Annotated in this window: 16 protein-coding genes; 13 read left to right on the forward strand and 3 right to left on the reverse strand. The window is 60.2% G+C overall.

Annotated features, from left to right (window positions below; translation table 11 throughout):
- Positions 1–21: 21 nt before the first annotated feature.
- The 5 genes from AC4LE2_RS17805 to AC4LE2_RS17825 all read left to right on the forward strand — a co-directional run bounded on the left by AC4LE2_RS17805 (position 22) and on the right by AC4LE2_RS17825 (position 4,645).
- Positions 22–759 carry a hypothetical protein gene (locus AC4LE2_RS17805; RefSeq protein ID WP_491827063.1) on the forward strand — a complete coding sequence of 246 codons (738 nt, stop codon included), beginning with the start codon at positions 22–24 and terminating at the stop codon, positions 757–759.
- Positions 760–828: 69 nt separating this feature from the next.
- Complete coding sequence (locus AC4LE2_RS17810) at positions 829–1,566, forward strand: hypothetical protein (protein ID WP_491827065.1); 738 nt, start codon at positions 829–831, stop codon at positions 1,564–1,566.
- Positions 1,567–1,945: 379 nt separating this feature from the next.
- Positions 1,946–2,425 carry an Lrp/AsnC family transcriptional regulator gene (locus AC4LE2_RS17815; RefSeq protein ID WP_491827067.1) on the forward strand — a complete coding sequence of 160 codons (480 nt, stop codon included), beginning with the start codon at positions 1,946–1,948 and terminating at the stop codon, positions 2,423–2,425.
- Between the two features lie 86 nt (positions 2,426–2,511).
- Positions 2,512–3,978 carry an AMP nucleosidase gene (gene amn / locus AC4LE2_RS17820; protein WP_491827069.1) on the forward strand — a complete coding sequence of 489 codons (1,467 nt, stop codon included), beginning with the start codon at positions 2,512–2,514 and terminating at the stop codon, positions 3,976–3,978.
- 91 nt (positions 3,979–4,069) lie between these two features.
- Positions 4,070–4,645: a pseudouridine synthase gene (locus AC4LE2_RS17825; RefSeq protein WP_491828170.1), complete on the forward strand. Its 576-nt coding sequence runs from the start codon at positions 4,070–4,072 to the stop codon at positions 4,643–4,645.
- On the opposite strand, the gene AC4LE2_RS17830 is transcribed toward AC4LE2_RS17825, so the two are convergent.
- Positions 4,631–7,021: a hybrid sensor histidine kinase/response regulator gene (locus tag AC4LE2_RS17830; protein ID WP_491827071.1), complete on the reverse strand. Its 2,391-nt coding sequence runs from the start codon at positions 7,019–7,021 to the stop codon at positions 4,631–4,633. The genes AC4LE2_RS17825 and AC4LE2_RS17830 overlap by 15 nt on opposite strands.
- A gap of 154 nt (positions 7,022–7,175) precedes the next feature.
- On the opposite strand from AC4LE2_RS17830, the gene AC4LE2_RS17835 reads away from it, so the two are divergent.
- The 4 genes from AC4LE2_RS17835 (at position 7,176) to AC4LE2_RS17850 (ending at position 10,674) form a co-directional block, all read left to right on the forward strand.
- Positions 7,176–7,973, forward strand: coding sequence for a bifunctional hydroxymethylpyrimidine kinase/phosphomethylpyrimidine kinase (locus tag AC4LE2_RS17835; protein WP_491827073.1), 798 nt, complete (start codon positions 7,176–7,178; stop codon positions 7,971–7,973).
- 38 nt (positions 7,974–8,011) lie between these two features.
- A complete protein-coding gene (thiE, locus tag AC4LE2_RS17840; protein ID WP_491827075.1) occupies positions 8,012–8,635 on the forward strand; it encodes a thiamine phosphate synthase in 624 nt (207 codons plus the stop codon).
- A gap of 22 nt (positions 8,636–8,657) precedes the next feature.
- A complete protein-coding gene (gene hemL, locus AC4LE2_RS17845) occupies positions 8,658–9,938 on the forward strand; it encodes a glutamate-1-semialdehyde 2,1-aminomutase (protein ID WP_491827077.1) in 1,281 nt (426 codons plus the stop codon).
- 187 nt (positions 9,939–10,125) lie between these two features.
- Positions 10,126–10,674, forward strand: a complete 549-nt coding sequence (locus tag AC4LE2_RS17850) for a tetratricopeptide repeat protein (RefSeq protein ID WP_491827079.1) — start codon at positions 10,126–10,128, stop codon at positions 10,672–10,674.
- A 46-nt stretch (positions 10,675–10,720) separates the two neighbouring features.
- On the opposite strand, the gene AC4LE2_RS17855 is transcribed toward AC4LE2_RS17850, so the two are convergent.
- Positions 10,721–11,047 carry a DUF1820 family protein gene (locus tag AC4LE2_RS17855; RefSeq protein ID WP_491827081.1) on the reverse strand — a complete coding sequence of 109 codons (327 nt, stop codon included), beginning with the start codon at positions 11,045–11,047 and terminating at the stop codon, positions 10,721–10,723.
- A gap of 193 nt (positions 11,048–11,240) precedes the next feature.
- Here AC4LE2_RS17855 and AC4LE2_RS17860 point away from each other — a divergent pair, with 193 nt between their 5' ends.
- Genes AC4LE2_RS17860 through lnt form a run of 4 tightly spaced genes read left to right on the forward strand, consistent with a single transcriptional unit; the run spans position 11,241 to position 15,103 of the window.
- Positions 11,241–12,233 carry a PhoH family protein gene (locus AC4LE2_RS17860; RefSeq protein WP_491827083.1) on the forward strand — a complete coding sequence of 331 codons (993 nt, stop codon included), beginning with the start codon at positions 11,241–11,243 and terminating at the stop codon, positions 12,231–12,233.
- Complete coding sequence (gene ybeY, locus AC4LE2_RS17865; RefSeq protein ID WP_491827085.1) at positions 12,226–12,687, forward strand: rRNA maturation RNase YbeY; 462 nt, start codon at positions 12,226–12,228, stop codon at positions 12,685–12,687. Before AC4LE2_RS17860 ends, ybeY begins: the two co-directional genes overlap by 8 nt.
- Before the next feature lie 44 nt (positions 12,688–12,731).
- Complete coding sequence (locus tag AC4LE2_RS17870; protein WP_491827087.1) at positions 12,732–13,571, forward strand: CorC family transporter; 840 nt, start codon at positions 12,732–12,734, stop codon at positions 13,569–13,571.
- A gap of 8 nt (positions 13,572–13,579) precedes the next feature.
- Entirely contained in the window at positions 13,580–15,103 is a 1,524-nt protein-coding gene (gene lnt / locus AC4LE2_RS17875; protein ID WP_491827089.1) for an apolipoprotein N-acyltransferase, read from the forward strand.
- On the opposite strand, the gene AC4LE2_RS17880 is transcribed toward lnt, so the two are convergent.
- Entirely contained in the window at positions 15,097–15,858 is a 762-nt protein-coding gene (locus tag AC4LE2_RS17880) for a YdcF family protein (protein ID WP_491827091.1), read from the reverse strand. The two genes, lnt and AC4LE2_RS17880, sit on opposite strands and share 7 nt — an antisense overlap.
- Positions 15,859–15,909 lie beyond the last annotated feature (51 nt).

A 15,909-nucleotide genomic window follows, 5' to 3' on the forward strand; every position in this document is an offset into this window, starting at 1 on the left:
ACATTCACGATGAGCCTATACATGTTCAACCTCGACAAACCTATCCCCCTACCTCCTCAGCTAAGTTGGAAATACGCTGATGAACCGGAGCTACTGGCTTGGACCCTGCGTGCGCGTAATTACAGTACCTTTGTCGCCAATATTGGCTTTTTCGTAATGGCTTCTATGGCGCTAGCCTTCGCTATTTTTATGTACACGATAGATGGAGGGGGGCCTGTGCTCGGCCGTATGCTTTGGAGTATTATTTTTTTCCTGATGCCTACTCTATTACTGTGGTACGGCTTAGGCCAGACTACAAACTTCGCCTACCGCTTTTCAAAAAGCGGGTGGGAGCACTGTGAGTGGAAAGACACCCCAAAATGGCACCTCACCTTGGTGAAATGCACAACCGTACTCACACTTTTCATATTCCTGGCCCTGGCCGCTATTGATCCTATCTTCCTGCTCGGCGCGTTGGTGGGCCCGGCGGGTATGACACTTAGCTACCTGTCCATGGCCAACTCGGAGACTTACCAACAGCTTCAGAGCCAATACGGGCATGCTGCTATGGAATGGCAAAAAATCGAACAGCTTGCCATTGTCACAAATCGTGAAGCAGTTAATGTCAAATGGGGAGTATGGGATGAGAATATTTTCTGCAAACGCGGTAAAAAAGAAGAAGTCGCTAAATTCATCAGGTCTTACCTATCCCCAGACGTACCATACGTTAGGGCAAAAGTTGACACGATAATGGACATCAAAGAAGGAGAACCTCTCTAGCACGCCCTTAGAAGCGCGGCGCTGTTAACAACCCGCGCTTCAATCTAAACATTCACGATGAGCCTATACATGTTCAACCTCGACAAACCTATCCCCCTACCTCCTCAGCTAAGTTGGAAATACGCTGATGAACCGGAGCTACTGGCTTGGACCCTGCGTGCGCGTAATTACAGTACCTTTGTCGCCAATATTGGCTTTTTCGTAATGGCTTCTATGGCGCTAGCCTTCGCTATTTTTATGTACACGATAGATGAAGGGGGGCCTGTGCTCGGTCGTATGCTATGGAGTATTATTTTTTTCCTGATGCCTACTCTATTACTGTGGTATGGCTTAGGCCAAACCACAAACTTTGCCTATCGCTTTTCAAAAAGCGGGTGGGAGCACTGCGAGTGGAAAGACGCCCCGAAATGGCACCTCACTCTAGCGAAGGTCACAACCGTACTCACACTTTTCACATTCCTAGCCCTGGCCGCTATTGATCCTATCTTCCTGCTCGGCGCATTGGTTGGCCCCGCGGGTATGACACTTAGCTACCTGTCCATGGCCAACTCGGAGACTTACCAGCAGCTGCAAAGCCAATACGGTACTGCGGTCATGGAATGGCACGAGATAACGCAGCTTGCTATCGTCGAAAACCGTGAAGCCGTCAATGTACGCTGGGAGGTTTGGAACGAAAATATCTTCTGTAAGCGAGGTAAGAAAGAAGAAGTCGCTGAGTTCATCAGGTCTCATTTGTCGCCAGACGTACCGTACGTCAGAGCAAAAGTTGACACGATAATGAACATCAAGGAAGGAGAACCTCTCTAGCATTTGCTCAGAAACATCTACTACAGCCGCCTCGCTTTTGCCCCGCACACAAAAATGCCAGTCAGCATAACTGACTGGCATCAGGCCCTCGGCCTCCCTTACAGCCCAGGCACGTCGCTTGTGGCAACGGCTCACAACCGCCAGCCTGATTGAGCCAGCGTCGACCCGGTGGCCAGCTCGCCCCTATGGGGGCGGTGGCCGCACGCGGCCTGATTGGGCGGCGGGCAGTGGACTCATGTCCGGGCGGTGATCTTGAGGTAAAGCATATAGCGACAGCCGCAGCACAGGATTGCGAAGATTGCGGTTACGAGTGGCTATTGCGCAATTTAAAACCGTTTGTGGATAATCCTCCGCAATTCACCTACTGCGAGCAGCCTTGATGGGCAAACTGGACCGTTACGATTTGAATATTCTCGCCGAGCTGCAACGCGACGCGCGGATTTCCAACCAAGAATTGGCGGAGCGTATTGGCCTGTCGCCCTCGCCCTGTTCACGCCGGGTCAAGCAACTGGAGGACGATGGCTATATCACCCGCCAGGTAGCCCTGCTAGACCGCAAGAAGCTAGGGCTTAATCTCACGGCCTACGTGCTTATCGGGATGGACCGGCATACGCCGGAGCGCTTTGAGAACTTCGAGGCCGCTGTGCGTAATTTGCCGCAGGTACTGGAGTGCAGCCTGGTGACTGGAATGGAGGCTGATTACCAACTCAAGGTGGTGGTGCAGGACATGGACCACTATCAACAACTGCTGCTTGGGCACCTTACCCGTATTGAAGGCGTGACCAGCGTGCGCTCCAGTTTTGTACTCAACCAGGTGTTGGCCAGTTCGGAGCTGCCACTGGCGCACTTGCGCACTTAAACGCCGTCACGCGCATGTCGCATAAGGCTGCTAAAAACCTTCGGAACAGGCAAGATGACTGCTTGCCAGAAGAGAAGGACCCGCCTGTGAGCACCGATGCATTCGTAGCCTTTACCACCCCCGAACAGGCTGTGGACCGCCTGGCCTGGCTCCATGAGCGCGCAACCGTCGCACTCAGCCAGGCCCTCAAGCGTTACTTGAAAGACCGGACCGAGCCCGATCAACACGAACGGGCACTGTTTCGCTATCCCGAACTGCGCCTGAACTACCAGGCCCACGGTGAAGTGCCTAGCACCACCCGCGCATATGCCAAGTTACAGCTGCCGGGCACCTATTCCGTGACAGTGACCCAGCCTGCGGCCTTCCGTAAGTACCTGCTGGAACAACTGGTGCCGCTAATGCGTGATTTCGACGTACAGCTGGAGGTGGGCGTAAGCGAGCAGAACATTCCTTACCCCTATGTGGTGGAACAGGGCGATGAGCTGGCCGGCACCGGCATCACCGCCGCCGCCCTGGCGCGGGTCTTCCCCAGTACCGACCTCTCGGCGGCCACTGACAACATCGCCGACGGTCTGTACGACTGGGCCAATGCCGACCCTTTGCCATTAGCGCTGTTCGATGCCGCCCGAGTGGACTTCAGCCTGCGCCGGCTGGTGCACTACACCGGCAGTGACTGGCGCCATGTACAGCCGTGGGTGCTGCTGACCAACTACCACCGGTACGTAGACCAGTTCGTGGCCCACGGGCTGGAACAGCTGCACACCGACCCGCGTTTCGTGCGCCTGGTCATGCCTGGCAACGTCGTGATCGAAAAAGGCATGCCACACGACGAGGCACAGGCCATGGTTGCCACCGTCGTGTGGCACCGCTACCAGATGCCTGCCTACCACCTGATCGCTGAGGACGGGGACGGCATCACCCTGGTGAACATTGGTGTTGGCCCGTCCAATGCCAAGAACATCACCGATCACCTGGCAGTATTGCGCCCCCACTGCTGGCTGATGATCGGCCACTGTGGCGGCTTGAGGGCCTCTCAGACCATTGGCGACTATGTACTGGCCCACGCCTACATGCGCCGCGACGGTATTCTGGACCGCCTGGTGCCCCCGCACATTCCTATCCCGGCGTTGGCCGAGGTGCAGCTGGCCTTGCAGGAGGCGGCTGCCCAGGTCACTGGCGAGCGCGGCGACGAGCTGAAAAAGCGTTTGCGCACCGGCACCGTGCTCACCTATGACGACCGTAACTGGGAGCTGCGTTGGGCGCAGGAACGCCCGCTGATTAACCTGTCGCGGGCGGTTGCCGTGGACATGGAAAGCGGCACCATTGCCGCTCAGGGCTACCGGCTGCGGGTACCGTACGGCACCTTGCTGTGCGTCTCCGACAAACCCTTGCACAGTGAAATCAAGCTGCCGGGCTCGGCCAATGCGTTCTATAACCGCGCAGTTAGCCAGCACCTGACGATCGGGATCGCGGCCCTGGACTTACTGCGTACGCAACTCAACGCCCTCCACTCACGCAAGCTACGTAGCTTCGACGAGCCGCCCTTCCGCTGATCGAGGCCAGCGGGGCTGATATGCTATCGGCCCCGCTGCAATCGGTGTTGCCCCCATGCCCGCCCCTACCCGCCGTGTTCCACCCCGCCGCCTGGCCAAGCCTGCGCCCGTCACGCCTCGCCTTATTCTGCTCAACAAACCGTACGACGTACTGACTCAGTTCAGCGACGATCAAGGCCGCCCGACCCTCAAAGACTACCTCGACCTGCCTGGCGTCTACCCTGCGGGCCGCCTGGACCGTGACAGTGAAGGGCTGTTACTGCTCACTAACGACGGGCGCTTGCAAGCGCACATTGCCGACCCTAAACACAAGCTGGCGAAAACCTATTGGGTACAGGTGGAAGGCGAGCCGCAGAGCGAACAGTTAACGCGACTGAGTGAAGGCGTGGTGCTCAACGATGGCCCGACGTTGCCTGCGCAGGCACGGCAGATTGAAACGCCCGACCTCTGGGCACGACAGCCGCCCGTACGCTTTCGCAAAAGTGTGCCTACGGCCTGGCTGGAACTGGTTATCCGCGAGGGCCGCAACCGCCAGGTTCGTCGTATGACCGCAGCGGTGGGCTTGCCTACCTTACGTCTCGTCCGCGTGGCCATTGGGCCCTTTACCCTCGAAGGGCTGGAGCCAGGGGCCTGGCGCGAGGTAGATCCAGGGTTACTGCGGATTTAGGCTGGGTGTCAGTTGCACGGGCTGTACGGACAGGGCCTCGGCCAACAGCGCTTGCAAGCTTTCGAAGCGAACCGGGCGGGTAATCACCGCACTCACGCCGGCGTCCAGCCACCGTCGACGCTCAACGCTGGGGGTGGTATCGACCACTGCCAGCAGGCGAAGGGACACCGGGCCTGCTGTTTCACGGAGACGCCGCGCCTGCTCCAGCACCGGCTCCAGGGAGGCACCGCCCTCCAGCAACAATGCCGCATGGGGCTGTGCCTGCAGCACGGCCACCGCAGTGGCTTCGCTGTCAACGCTGCGCACTTGATACCCCATGCGCAGCAACATGGCGCGGATCACCAACTGATCCACCCGCTCACTCTCGATCAGCACCAACGTGCAGTGTGCCGGCTGCCAACCCTTACTGTGGCCGCCGAGCGGTGTGTAGCGCGGGGCCGGTGTATCTTCAATGCCGAGATTGACGCTCAACTCGAAGCAGCTCCCTTGGGCGGGCAGTGACTGATGGCTCAGGGTGCCGCCAATCAATGTGGCCAGCCCTCGGCAAATGGCAAGCCCGATCCCTAACCCACCGTGCTCACGGGTAGTGGAGCCATCCGCTTGATAAAACTGTTGGTACAGCGCGTCGCTGGCGTGCTCCAGGCCTATGCCGGTGTCGATCACTCGAAACGCAACGCGCACCTCGCTGTACTGGTGTTCCGTGGCTTCTATGAGCAACGTCACACTGCCCTCGCGGGTAAACTTGATCGCGTTATCCAGCAGACAACCCAGGCACAGCGCCATTTTCTTCAGGTCGCCAATCACGACATCGGGCACGCCTGGCACCACCTCGATACGCAAGCTCAGGCCTTTGTCAGTGGCCTGGCCACTGAACTGCATGTGCAGGCTGTCGAGCAACACCTGCACGCGGAAGGGCTCGGGTCGCAGCGTGAGCCGGCCGGCCTGCAGTTCGGTGAGGGTCAGCAGGTGGTCCACCATGCGCATCATGTCGCGGGCCGAGCGCGAAGCGGTCTGTTGGTAGGTCGCCAACTCCTCCGCAAGCGGCAGGGTTTGCATCAATTCCAGCGAGCCGATCACGCCATTCATGGGCGTACGTAACTCATGGGTCATGGTGGCCAGAAACTCATCCTTGAGCCGGTTGCTTTCAGACAACTGCTGGTTCAAGGCTTCCAGTTTCTGGCCTGCATCGAGCAGTACCTTGGCCTGCTGGTCACGCATCACGTTGATGCGGTCGGCCAGCGCCAGGGACAGCAAGGCGACCTCCAAGGCGGACCCTATCTGGCTTGAATACATGGTCAGGAACATATTGGGAAGCAACCCCAGCACCATCAGGGTGTTGACGATGCCGCCGATCAGGAAGGCCGACCAGGCGATCATGAAGTACCGCGCCTGACGCAACCCCTTGAGCCAGGCAATGATCCCTGCGCCGAAGATCACCACAGCGAAAGTCAACGCCAGGGCCGTGGCCAAGCGCAAGGCCAGGCCATAGCTGGCCATGAGTGACGTGACCATGACCAGGGCGCCCGCCCACATCAATAGCCTGAGCAGGCGGTCAAGCCACCGGCCATGGCTGGCAGTGCGCAGGAATGAGCGAGAGAACTGACACCCCCAGAAGGCCGCAGCGCCAATAAGGAAGGGTGTAGCAGCGTTGGCCCACCAGGGGTTGTTGGGCCAGAAGAATTGTATACCCGCACCGTTGACCGAGACCTGGTACAGGCCAAAGGACGCGATATAAAGGATGTAGTACAGGTAACTGGTGTCGCGCACGCTCAGGTAGATGAACAGGTTGTAGACCAGCATCACCAGCAGTACGCCGTAGATCAGCCCAAGCGTATAAAACCGCTCCGGCTGGGCCTCCAGAAAGGCATCCCCGGCCCACAGCGACAAAGGCACCTGGACCGAACCTTCGCTTTGCACTCGCAGCAGTACGGTGCGCGCCTCCCCTGGTTTGAATGCCAGGTTAAACAGGTAGTTGTTCTGCCGGATGGGCCGGCTTGCCCAAGGGAGTTCGTCGCCGGTACGCGCCTCCACGCGCCATCCGCCTTGGCCGTCCGGCAGGTACAGGTCTACGTGATCCATGGGCGGGTAGGCGAGTTCAAGCAACCAGAGACGGGCACCGCTGGCGTCTTGGCGAGGCGCGTAGCGCAAGTCCACTTTCAACCAGAACGCCGAGCTGGAGTAACCCGCGTTGAGCACGTCAGTGGTGTTAGGCACGAAGGGTTGGTTGATGACCTGATCCAGGCTGGCAGTGCCTGTCTTGTCTTCGAAGTAGGACAACGCATGCCCCAGAGGGAGCGTGCGGATACTGTCGTCGAACTCGAGCGCGGTGGCCAGTGAGGGCAACCAGCACAGCATCAAAAGAAAAAGGTAGCGCATGCAGCCCCAGCCTAGGCCGCTGGCAACCGTCGAAAAACAGCCTACTTTCATAGGGCGCGACGTGCTGGCAACCTGTTATCAATTTTGCCCGCATCCTACCATAGGCCGTGTGCTGCGCACCCCTGCGTGGCGGTTTGGTGATAAGCTCGCCCCCATGAATACCTACACTTCTCGCCCTATCGTTCTCTGCCTCTCAGGTCACGATCCGAGCGGCGGCGCTGGCCTTCAGGCCGACATCGAAGCCCTCCTGGCCCAAGGCTGCCATGCTGCCCCTGCCGTCACGGCGCTGACCGTGCAAAACACGGTAGACGTGATCGACTTCCGCGTACTCGACCGCGCGTGGGTATTGGCCCAGGCACAGGCCGTGATGGCCGACTCACCCATTGCCGCCATCAAGCTGGGGATGCTGGGCTCCCTGGAGATGGTGGACACGGTCGCCGAGTTGATCCGTGCCAACCCTGGCGTACCGGTGGTCTGTGACCCGGTACTGCGCGCGGGCGGCGGCGGGCGTTTGGGCAAGGACGAAGTAGGCTATGCCATCCGCGAGCATATCCTCCCCCTGGCCACCATCACCACGCCAAACCTGCCTGAAGCACGCATCCTCGCCGAGCTGCCTGAAGGCTCTGCCGATGAGTGTGCCAACGTCTTGTTGCTGCACTGCCACAACGTACTCATCACCGGCGGGCATGGCGATGAAAGCGCCATTCATAACCGGCTGTACGGCCGCGACGGCGTACGCGCCACGCGCACCTGCCAGCGGCTGCCGGGCAGCTATCATGGGTCAGGGTGCACCTTGGCCAGCGCCTTGTCGGGCCGCCTCGCCTTGGGCGAGCATTTGCCAAGCGCCGTGGTAACTGCCCTGGATTACACCTGGCGAACGTTGCGTGACGCTGAGCGCCTGGGCCAGGGCCAGTACGTGCCGCGACGGTTGCCGCTCGATTTCTGCTCCTGAGCCGGGCCCGGCAGGCTTACCGATTGGGAAGGGTTGACATGACACCACGCGGGCTTTACGCCATCACTGACGCTCACCTGCTTGAGGGTCATTTTCTCGATTACGTGAAAGCAGCCCTGGACGGGGGGGTAACCCTGCTCCAGTACCGTGACAAGCGGCACGATGAGGCTGGCCGACTACGCGAGGCCGACGCCCTGGCGCGCCTATGCGAAGCCTATGACACGCACCTGGTCATCAATGACGATGTAGCGTTGGCGGCGCGGCTGGGCGCCGGTGTGCACCTGGGGCAAACCGACGGCCCCCTGGCGCCGGCGCGCGCACTGTTGGGCCCTGCGGCGATTATCGGCGCGACCTGCCACGATCAGCTGGCGCTGGCCCATCACGCCGCTAGCGAGGGCGCCAGTTACGTCGCGTTTGGCCGTTTCTTCGCGTCCGCTACCAAGCCCGACGCGCCGCCCGCCAGCCTGGGCCTGCTCACCGAGGCCAAGCGTCAGTTGGCGCTGCCGGTGTGCGCCATCGGGGGCATTACGTTGGATAACGCGCCTTCGCTGCTTGAGCGGGGCGCAGACCTGCTGGCAGTCGTGCACGGGCTGTTTGCGGCCGAGACCCCCGCCGAGGTCACCCGCCGCGCCCGTGCATTCAATGCACTGTTCAGCGCCTGATTCGATTTATAGAGAAATCACTATGTCCCGTTCCGAAAACTTGTTTGCCGCTGCCCAGAAACACATCCCCGGTGGTGTGAATTCCCCCGTTCGCGCGTTCAAAAGCGTGGGTGGCACACCACTGTTCTTCAAACACGCCGCCGGGGCCTATGTCACCGACGAAGACGACAAGCGCTATGTGGACTACGTAGGCTCCTGGGGCCCTATGATCCTGGGTCACAGCCACCCCGATGTGCTCCAGGCTGTGCGCGACCAGCTCGAACATGGCCTGTCCTACGGTGCCCCCACCGAAATGGAAACCCACATGGCGGACCTGGTGTGTTCACTGGTGCCTTCCATGGAAATGGTCCGCATGGTCAGCTCAGGCACCGAAGCGACCATGAGCGCCATTCGCCTTGCACGCGGGTTTACCGGGCGCGACAGCATCATCAAGTTCGAGGGCTGCTATCACGGCCACTCCGACAGTTTGTTGGTCAAGGCCGGCAGCGGCGCGCTGACCCTGGGCGTACCCAGCTCCCCAGGCGTGCCGGCTGCCTTTGCACGGCATACCCTTACGCTGTCATTCAACGACCTGGACGAGGTCGAGAAAACTCTGGCCGACTGCGGTAACGAAGTGGCCTGCATTATCGTCGAGCCGGTGGCAGGTAACATGAACTGCGTGCCGCCAGCGCCTGGCTTTTTGCAAGGGCTGCGTACCCTGTGCGACCGCCATGGCGTGGTGCTGATCTTCGATGAAGTGATGACGGGCTTCAGGGTTGCCTTGGGTGGTGCTCAAGCGCATTACGGCGTGACCCCGGATTTGTCTACCTTCGGCAAGATCATCGGTGGCGGCATGCCCGTAGGCTGCTTTGGCGGCAAGCGCGAAATCATGTCCTACATCGCCCCATTGGGCCCGGTGTATCAAGCGGGTACCCTGTCAGGCAACCCACTGGCCATGGCTGCAGGCCTGACCACCCTCAACCTCATCAGCCGCCCCGGTTTCCATGACGAGCTAACCGCCTACACCAGCGCGATGCTCGATGGCTTGCAGGCACGCGCTGACGCGGCGCAGATTCCCTTCGTCACTACCCAGGCCGGTGGTATGTTCGGCCTGTACTTCAGCGGGGCGGACGACATCGTGACCTTCCAGGACGTCATGGCCAGCGATGCGGAACGATTCAAGCGTTTCTTCCATCTTATGCTGGACGGCGGCGTCTACCTGGCGCCTAGTGCATTCGAGGCCGGCTTTACCTCCATCGCCCATGGCGAGGTGGAGCTCAAGTTGACCCTGGATGCCGCCGAGCGCGCATTCGCCAAGCTCTAAGCCGTATAAGTGCTGCCTGCCTACTGGGCAGGCATACAGGGCTGCGGCCAATGCGCGTTGCACTCGCGTTGCACTACAGAAAAATCCGAGTAAAGACTTTGTAAGGTGCGACCGGCTTATTTCATAATGTGCGCATTGTTTTCGCGAGGGTGGCCCGCCCCACCCGCTTAGAGGTAAATCGATTCCCATGAACCGCACCGGCCGCGCCCTCGCCATGGGCTGCCTGTTGCTTCTTGAGCCGCTCCTGGCCCACGCAGGTGGCAACGCCTTGTTAGTGCCCGCGCCGAGTCGCTGCACCCTGGACAGCACGCCGCCCAACCTGCCTCAAGCAGTCGCGGAGTGCCAGCAGGCGGCGTCTGGCGGCGATGCTCAGGCGCAATACGAGCTGGGCCGGTTCTACTACGAAGGCAAACAGACCGAGCGCGACCTTAACCAGGCGCTTACTTACTTCGAACAGGCTTCGCTACAAGGGCATGCCGAGGCTCAGTACCACTTGGGGCTGATGTTTACCCGTGGCGAAGGCGTACCTGCCAATAACATCCAGGCCTATATCGTCTTGAAGATGGCGGCCGTCAACGGCGCCGAGGATGCGCTGGATGCGGCAGACGAAGTCACGGCGAGCATGAGCCCTGAGGACCTGGAACGCGCGACCCAGGTACTGGGGCAGATTTTCCGCAAATACTTGCTGGAATTGCAGACCGCAGACGGGCGCACGCCGTTCTCGCCACTGCCGTAGGCGCCGCACACTGAAGGGCCACCATCGGCTGCATGAGGGCTGACGCTTACTTGTCAGGCACCGGCATTGGGAACGGCATCACGTTGCCGGTCACCTTCGCATCGGAAATCTTGGCAGTGCCCAAACGCTCTACCTCATCGATCCGTATAACCGCATGCACAGGCACGAAGCTGCGCACTACCCCTTCGAACTGCGTCTTGAGTTTTTCTTCGCCCGGGTCAACGATCATTTGACTGCGCTCACCGAACACAAACTCTTCCACTTCCAGGAAACCCCAGAGTTCGCTCTGATAAATGTGCTTGGCGTACATCTCGAACACCTGGCCCTGGTTGAGGAAAATCACTTTAAAGATAGGAGCGTCGCGCTTAGTCATCGTGGGCGGTGGGCATATGGGGTGTGAAAAGAGGGACGCGATCATAGCATGGTGCCCATCGAGGGTAACGGGCGGTTTTCAGGCCTACCAGCACCCTCGGTCGCCAGCCTCACGCGTTGCGCTTTCACCTTCTTTGTAGCGGGGTTATCCTTGGCTTCAATTCCCTTCGCCGTAGAGCGGCCTTAAAACGACCTTGAACGCACCCATAGAACCCCATCGCTTTACCCTCGAACCCTTTGAAGCTCGCCGCTTCGCAAACCTGTGCGGCCAATTCGACGAGCATCTACGCTTACTTGAGCAACGCCTGGATGTAGAAATCCGCAACCGGGGCAATCAGTTCGAGCTGATCGGCGAGCCTGAGGCTACCCATTCTGCAGAGTTACTGCTGCGCCGCCTCTACCGTGAAACCAAGGCCACAGAGCTGTCACCCGATATGGTGCACCTGTTCCTGCAGGAATCCGCCGTAGAAGCGCTAGGCAATCCGGCCAACAACGAAGTGGCGGTTACCTTGCGCACGCGCAAAGGCATGATCCGCCCACGTGGCGTGAACCAGCAGCTTTACGTCAAAGCTATCCTGGCCAACGACATCAACTTCGGCATTGGCCCGGCAGGTACCGGCAAAACCTACCTGGCGGTGGCCTGCGCCGTGGACGCACTGGAACGCGAACAGGTACGGCGCATCCTGCTGGTACGCCCAGCGGTTGAGGCGGGTGAAAAACTGGGGTTCCTGCCGGGCGATCTGGCCCAAAAGATCGATCCTTACCTGCGCCCACTGTATGACGCCTTGTACGAAATGCTCGGTTTTGAACACGTGGCCAAGCTGATCGAGCGTCAGGTGATCGAGATCGCCCCTTTGGCGTATATGCGCGGGCGCACCTTGAACAACAGCTTCATCATCCTGGATGAGAGCCAGAACACCACCACCGAGCAAATGAAGATGTTCCTGACCCGGATCGGCTTCGGCTCCACGGCGGTGATCACCGGGGACATCACCCAGGTGGACTTGCCCAAGGGCACGCGCTCGGGCCTGGCCCATGTAATGGACGTACTCAAAGACGTGCCAGGGATCAGCTTCACCCACTTCAAGCCCAAGGACGTGGTGCGTCACCCGCTGGTGCAGCGCATCGTCGAGGCCTACGAGCGCTTCGAAGAGGCCAAACCCAACGAGGGCGGCCAGCGTGGTTGAGCTCGACCTTCAAAACGCCTGCTCCAGGCCTGTGCCTGGAGAGGTGCAGTTTCGCCAGTGGTGTGAGCTAGCCTTGCGTCAGCGCACGGCAGATTCTGAACTCACCCTGCGCCTGGTAGACGAAACTGAAGGCCAAGCGCTGAATAACACCTATCGGCAGCGCGACTACGCGACCAATGTGCTCTCATTCCCGGCCGATGTACCCGATGACCTGCTGGACATTCCGTTGCTGGGTGACTTGGTGATCTGTGCGGCGGTCGTGGAACGCGAGGCCATAGAGCAAGGCAAGTCGCTTGAGGCGCACTGGGCGCATATGGTCATCCACGGTTGCCTGCACCTGCTGGGCTATGACCATCTGGATGACCAGGAAGCCGAAGAAATGGAAAGCCTGGAGCGCAACCTGCTCACAGAGCTGGGCCACCCGGACCCTTATCTCGACACCGTCCCGGCCTAGCCTCCCTTTAAGCTGTTTTATCAAGGATTACGAGTAACAACGCCATGAGCGAAGATCGATCGAGCAACGGGCAGAAGTCCTGGCTGGAAAAAATCACCCAGGCTTTTGCCCATGAGCCAAAGAACCGGCAAGAGCTGCTGGAGCTTCTCCGCGAAGCCCACCGCAACAAGCTGCTGGACAGCGAAGCCCTGAGTATCGTCGAGGGCGCCATCCAGGTGGCCGACTTGCAAGTACGGGACATCATGGTGCCGCGCTCGCAGATGATTACCATAAAGGCCGTGCAAGCCCCCAAGGACTTTCTCCCTGCCGTCATCGATGCCGCGCATTCGCGGTACCCGGTGATGGGCGAAAACCACGATGAAGTCCTGGGCGTATTGCTTGCCAAGGACCTGCTGCCGCTGATCCTTCAGGGCCACACCAACGGCTTTAACATCAAGGACATGCTGCGCCCGGCTACCTTCGTGCCTGAGTCCAAGCGCCTGAACGTGCTGCTGCGCGAATTTCGCGCCAACCACAATCACATGGCGATCGTGATCGACGAATACGGCGGCGTGGCAGGCTTGGTGACCATTGAGGACGTGCTCGAACAAATCGTCGGCGATATCGAAGACGAGCACGACGTGGAAGAAGACAGCTACATCAAGCCGCTTCCCAACGGTGACTTCCTGGTCAAAGCCCTGACGCCCATCGAAAACTTCAACGAGTCATTTGAAAGCGATTTTTCAGACGAAGAATTCGATACCATCGGCGGTCTGGTCATGAGCGCGTTTGGTCACTTGCCCAAGCGTAACGAAACCACCGAGATCGGCAACTACCGGTTCCGCATCCTCAACGCCGACAGCCGGCGGATACACTTGCTGCGACTCACCCCGATTAACCGCTAAGGAAGACCATGCGCTGGATCACCCACCCCGGCTGGCCCGGTAATCTGCTGGCCGTGGTAGCCGGCGCGCTGACTACACTGGCGTTGGCACCCTTTGACCTGTGGCCGCTGGCCTTGGTGTCGCTGGGTTTGTTCTATGTTGGCTTGCGCCAACTTTCCCCTCGCCAGGCGCTGCTGCGCGGCTGGTGCTACGGCTTTGGTACCTTTGCGGCCGGCACCAGCTGGATCTACGTGAGCATCCACACCTACGGCGGCGCCTCGGCGCTGCTGGCAGGGCTGTTGATGCTCGGTTTCATTTCCGGCGTAGCGTTGTTTTTCGCGCTGCCTGCCTGGGTATGGGCGCGCTGGGTAAGGCGCAACCCTGCTCCCCTGGCCGACGCCTTGGGGTTCGCTGCGCTCTGGGTAGGTCAGGAAGCGTTCCGGGGCTGGTTCCTCACCGGTTTCCCTTGGCTGTACATGGGTTACAGTCAACTGGATGGGCCGCTGGCAGGCCTTGCACCCGTCGGGGGGCTGTGGCTGGTCTCTTTCTGCCTGGCCCTGACGGCCGCTATTGTGTGCAACCTGCCGCGCTTTCGGGCAACGCGTGCAGGGTTGACGGCAGCGCTGGCGTTGCTGATTGCGCCATGGCTAGTGTCGCAACTGCTTAATGGCAAGGCCTGGACAACACCTGCTGGTGCCCCACTTAGCGTGGCGGCTATCCAGGGCAACATCGCCCAGAGCCTTAAATGGGACCCCGCCCAGATCGATGCTCAGCTGGCGCTGTACCGTGACCTGACCCTGAATGCGCGGCGTACCGACGTGGTGGTCTGGCCAGAAACCGCAGTCCCCGTGCTGCTGAACAGTGCCCAAGGCTATCTGGACCGCATCGGTGATTTCGCCAACAGCCGGCAGTCTGCGCTGATTACCGGGGTGCCTATTCGTCAGGAAGTGGATCAGCAACGTCGGTATTACAACGGGATCACCGTGGTCGGCAGTGGCGAAGGCACTTATCTCAAGCAAAAGCTGGTGCCGTTCGGTGAATACGTGCCTTTGCAAGACCTGTTGCGGGGCCTGATCGCCTTCTTCGACCTGCCGATGTCAGACTTCGCCCGAGGCCCCGCGGAGCAGCCTTTGCTACAGGCCAAGGGGTACCAGATAGCGCCTTTTATTTGCTATGAGGTGGTGTACCCGGAGTTCGCTGCGGGTATGGCTGCCCGAAGCGACCTGCTGCTGACGGTGAGCAACGACACCTGGTTCGGTACTTCTATTGGCCCGTTGCAGCACCTGCAAATGGCAAAAATGCGGGCCTTGGAAGCTGGCCGCTGGATGATCCGGGCCACCAACAGTGGCGTGACGGCACTGATCGATCCGCAGGGGCGTATCACCCAGCAGCTCCCCTCGTTCGAAGTGGGCGTGATGTACGGTGATGTGGTGCCCATGGGTGGCCTTACACCCTACCTGCACTGGCGCTCCTGGCCCCTGATCGGCCTGTGTACGCTCATCTTTGCCTGGGCACTCTGGCACCGGCGCCAACCTGCGCCAAAGGCTCAGTAAAACAAACGGTACCCCAGCTGGCCCACTGCTTCGTTCAGCAGTTGGCCAGTCTGCCAACAGGCCTTGGCATCCGGTAACCACCCCCCTAGCGGGCGCTCGCTGCTGCCCCCTAAAAAACCTACCGGTGCACTGACGACCTGCAACCCTGCGCGCTCGAAACTCCAGCGCGCGCGCGGCATATGCCAGGCTTGGGTCACCACCACGACGCGCTCTATCCCCTCGGCCTTGAGCAGTTCGGCACTGAACTGGGCATTTTCCCATGTGGTTCGGCTGCGGGGCTCCAGCCAGCGAGTGCTGACACCAAAATCATCGCTCAGCGAACGCGCCATGATCTGCGCTTCGCTGGGCGGCGCACCGTAGTGCAACCCGCCTGAAACCAATACAGGCAGACCGCTGGCCTTGGCCAGGCGGGCGGCATAGCGCAGCCGCTCCAGTGCTACGCCGGTAGGCTGATCCTCGCCTCCCCAGGCAGGGTCGCCGCGTTCCCGCCCAGCGCCTAGCACCACGATAGCCTCAGCCCTCTGCGCCAGTGTGGCCCATGCCTGGGCGGGCAGTGGCGGCTCGGTCTCCAAGGCCTGCGCGCTGGACCGCACTACCACGGGTAAGCTCATCACGACCAACCCTACCAGCCCCAGGATCATGCAGGCGTTGGCGCAGCGCGGGGCCCGACGGCGCAGTAGCCAGCCACACAGCAACAACAGAATCAAAATCCCTGGTGGGAACAACAACTGCTTGATGAAAAAACGCGACAGCATGGGGCACCCTCCTAGGCAGAGCCCCAAAGCCTAACAGGTCTGCCCGGTGCG

Source organism: Pseudomonas sp. 9.3L, from assembly GCF_058536285.1.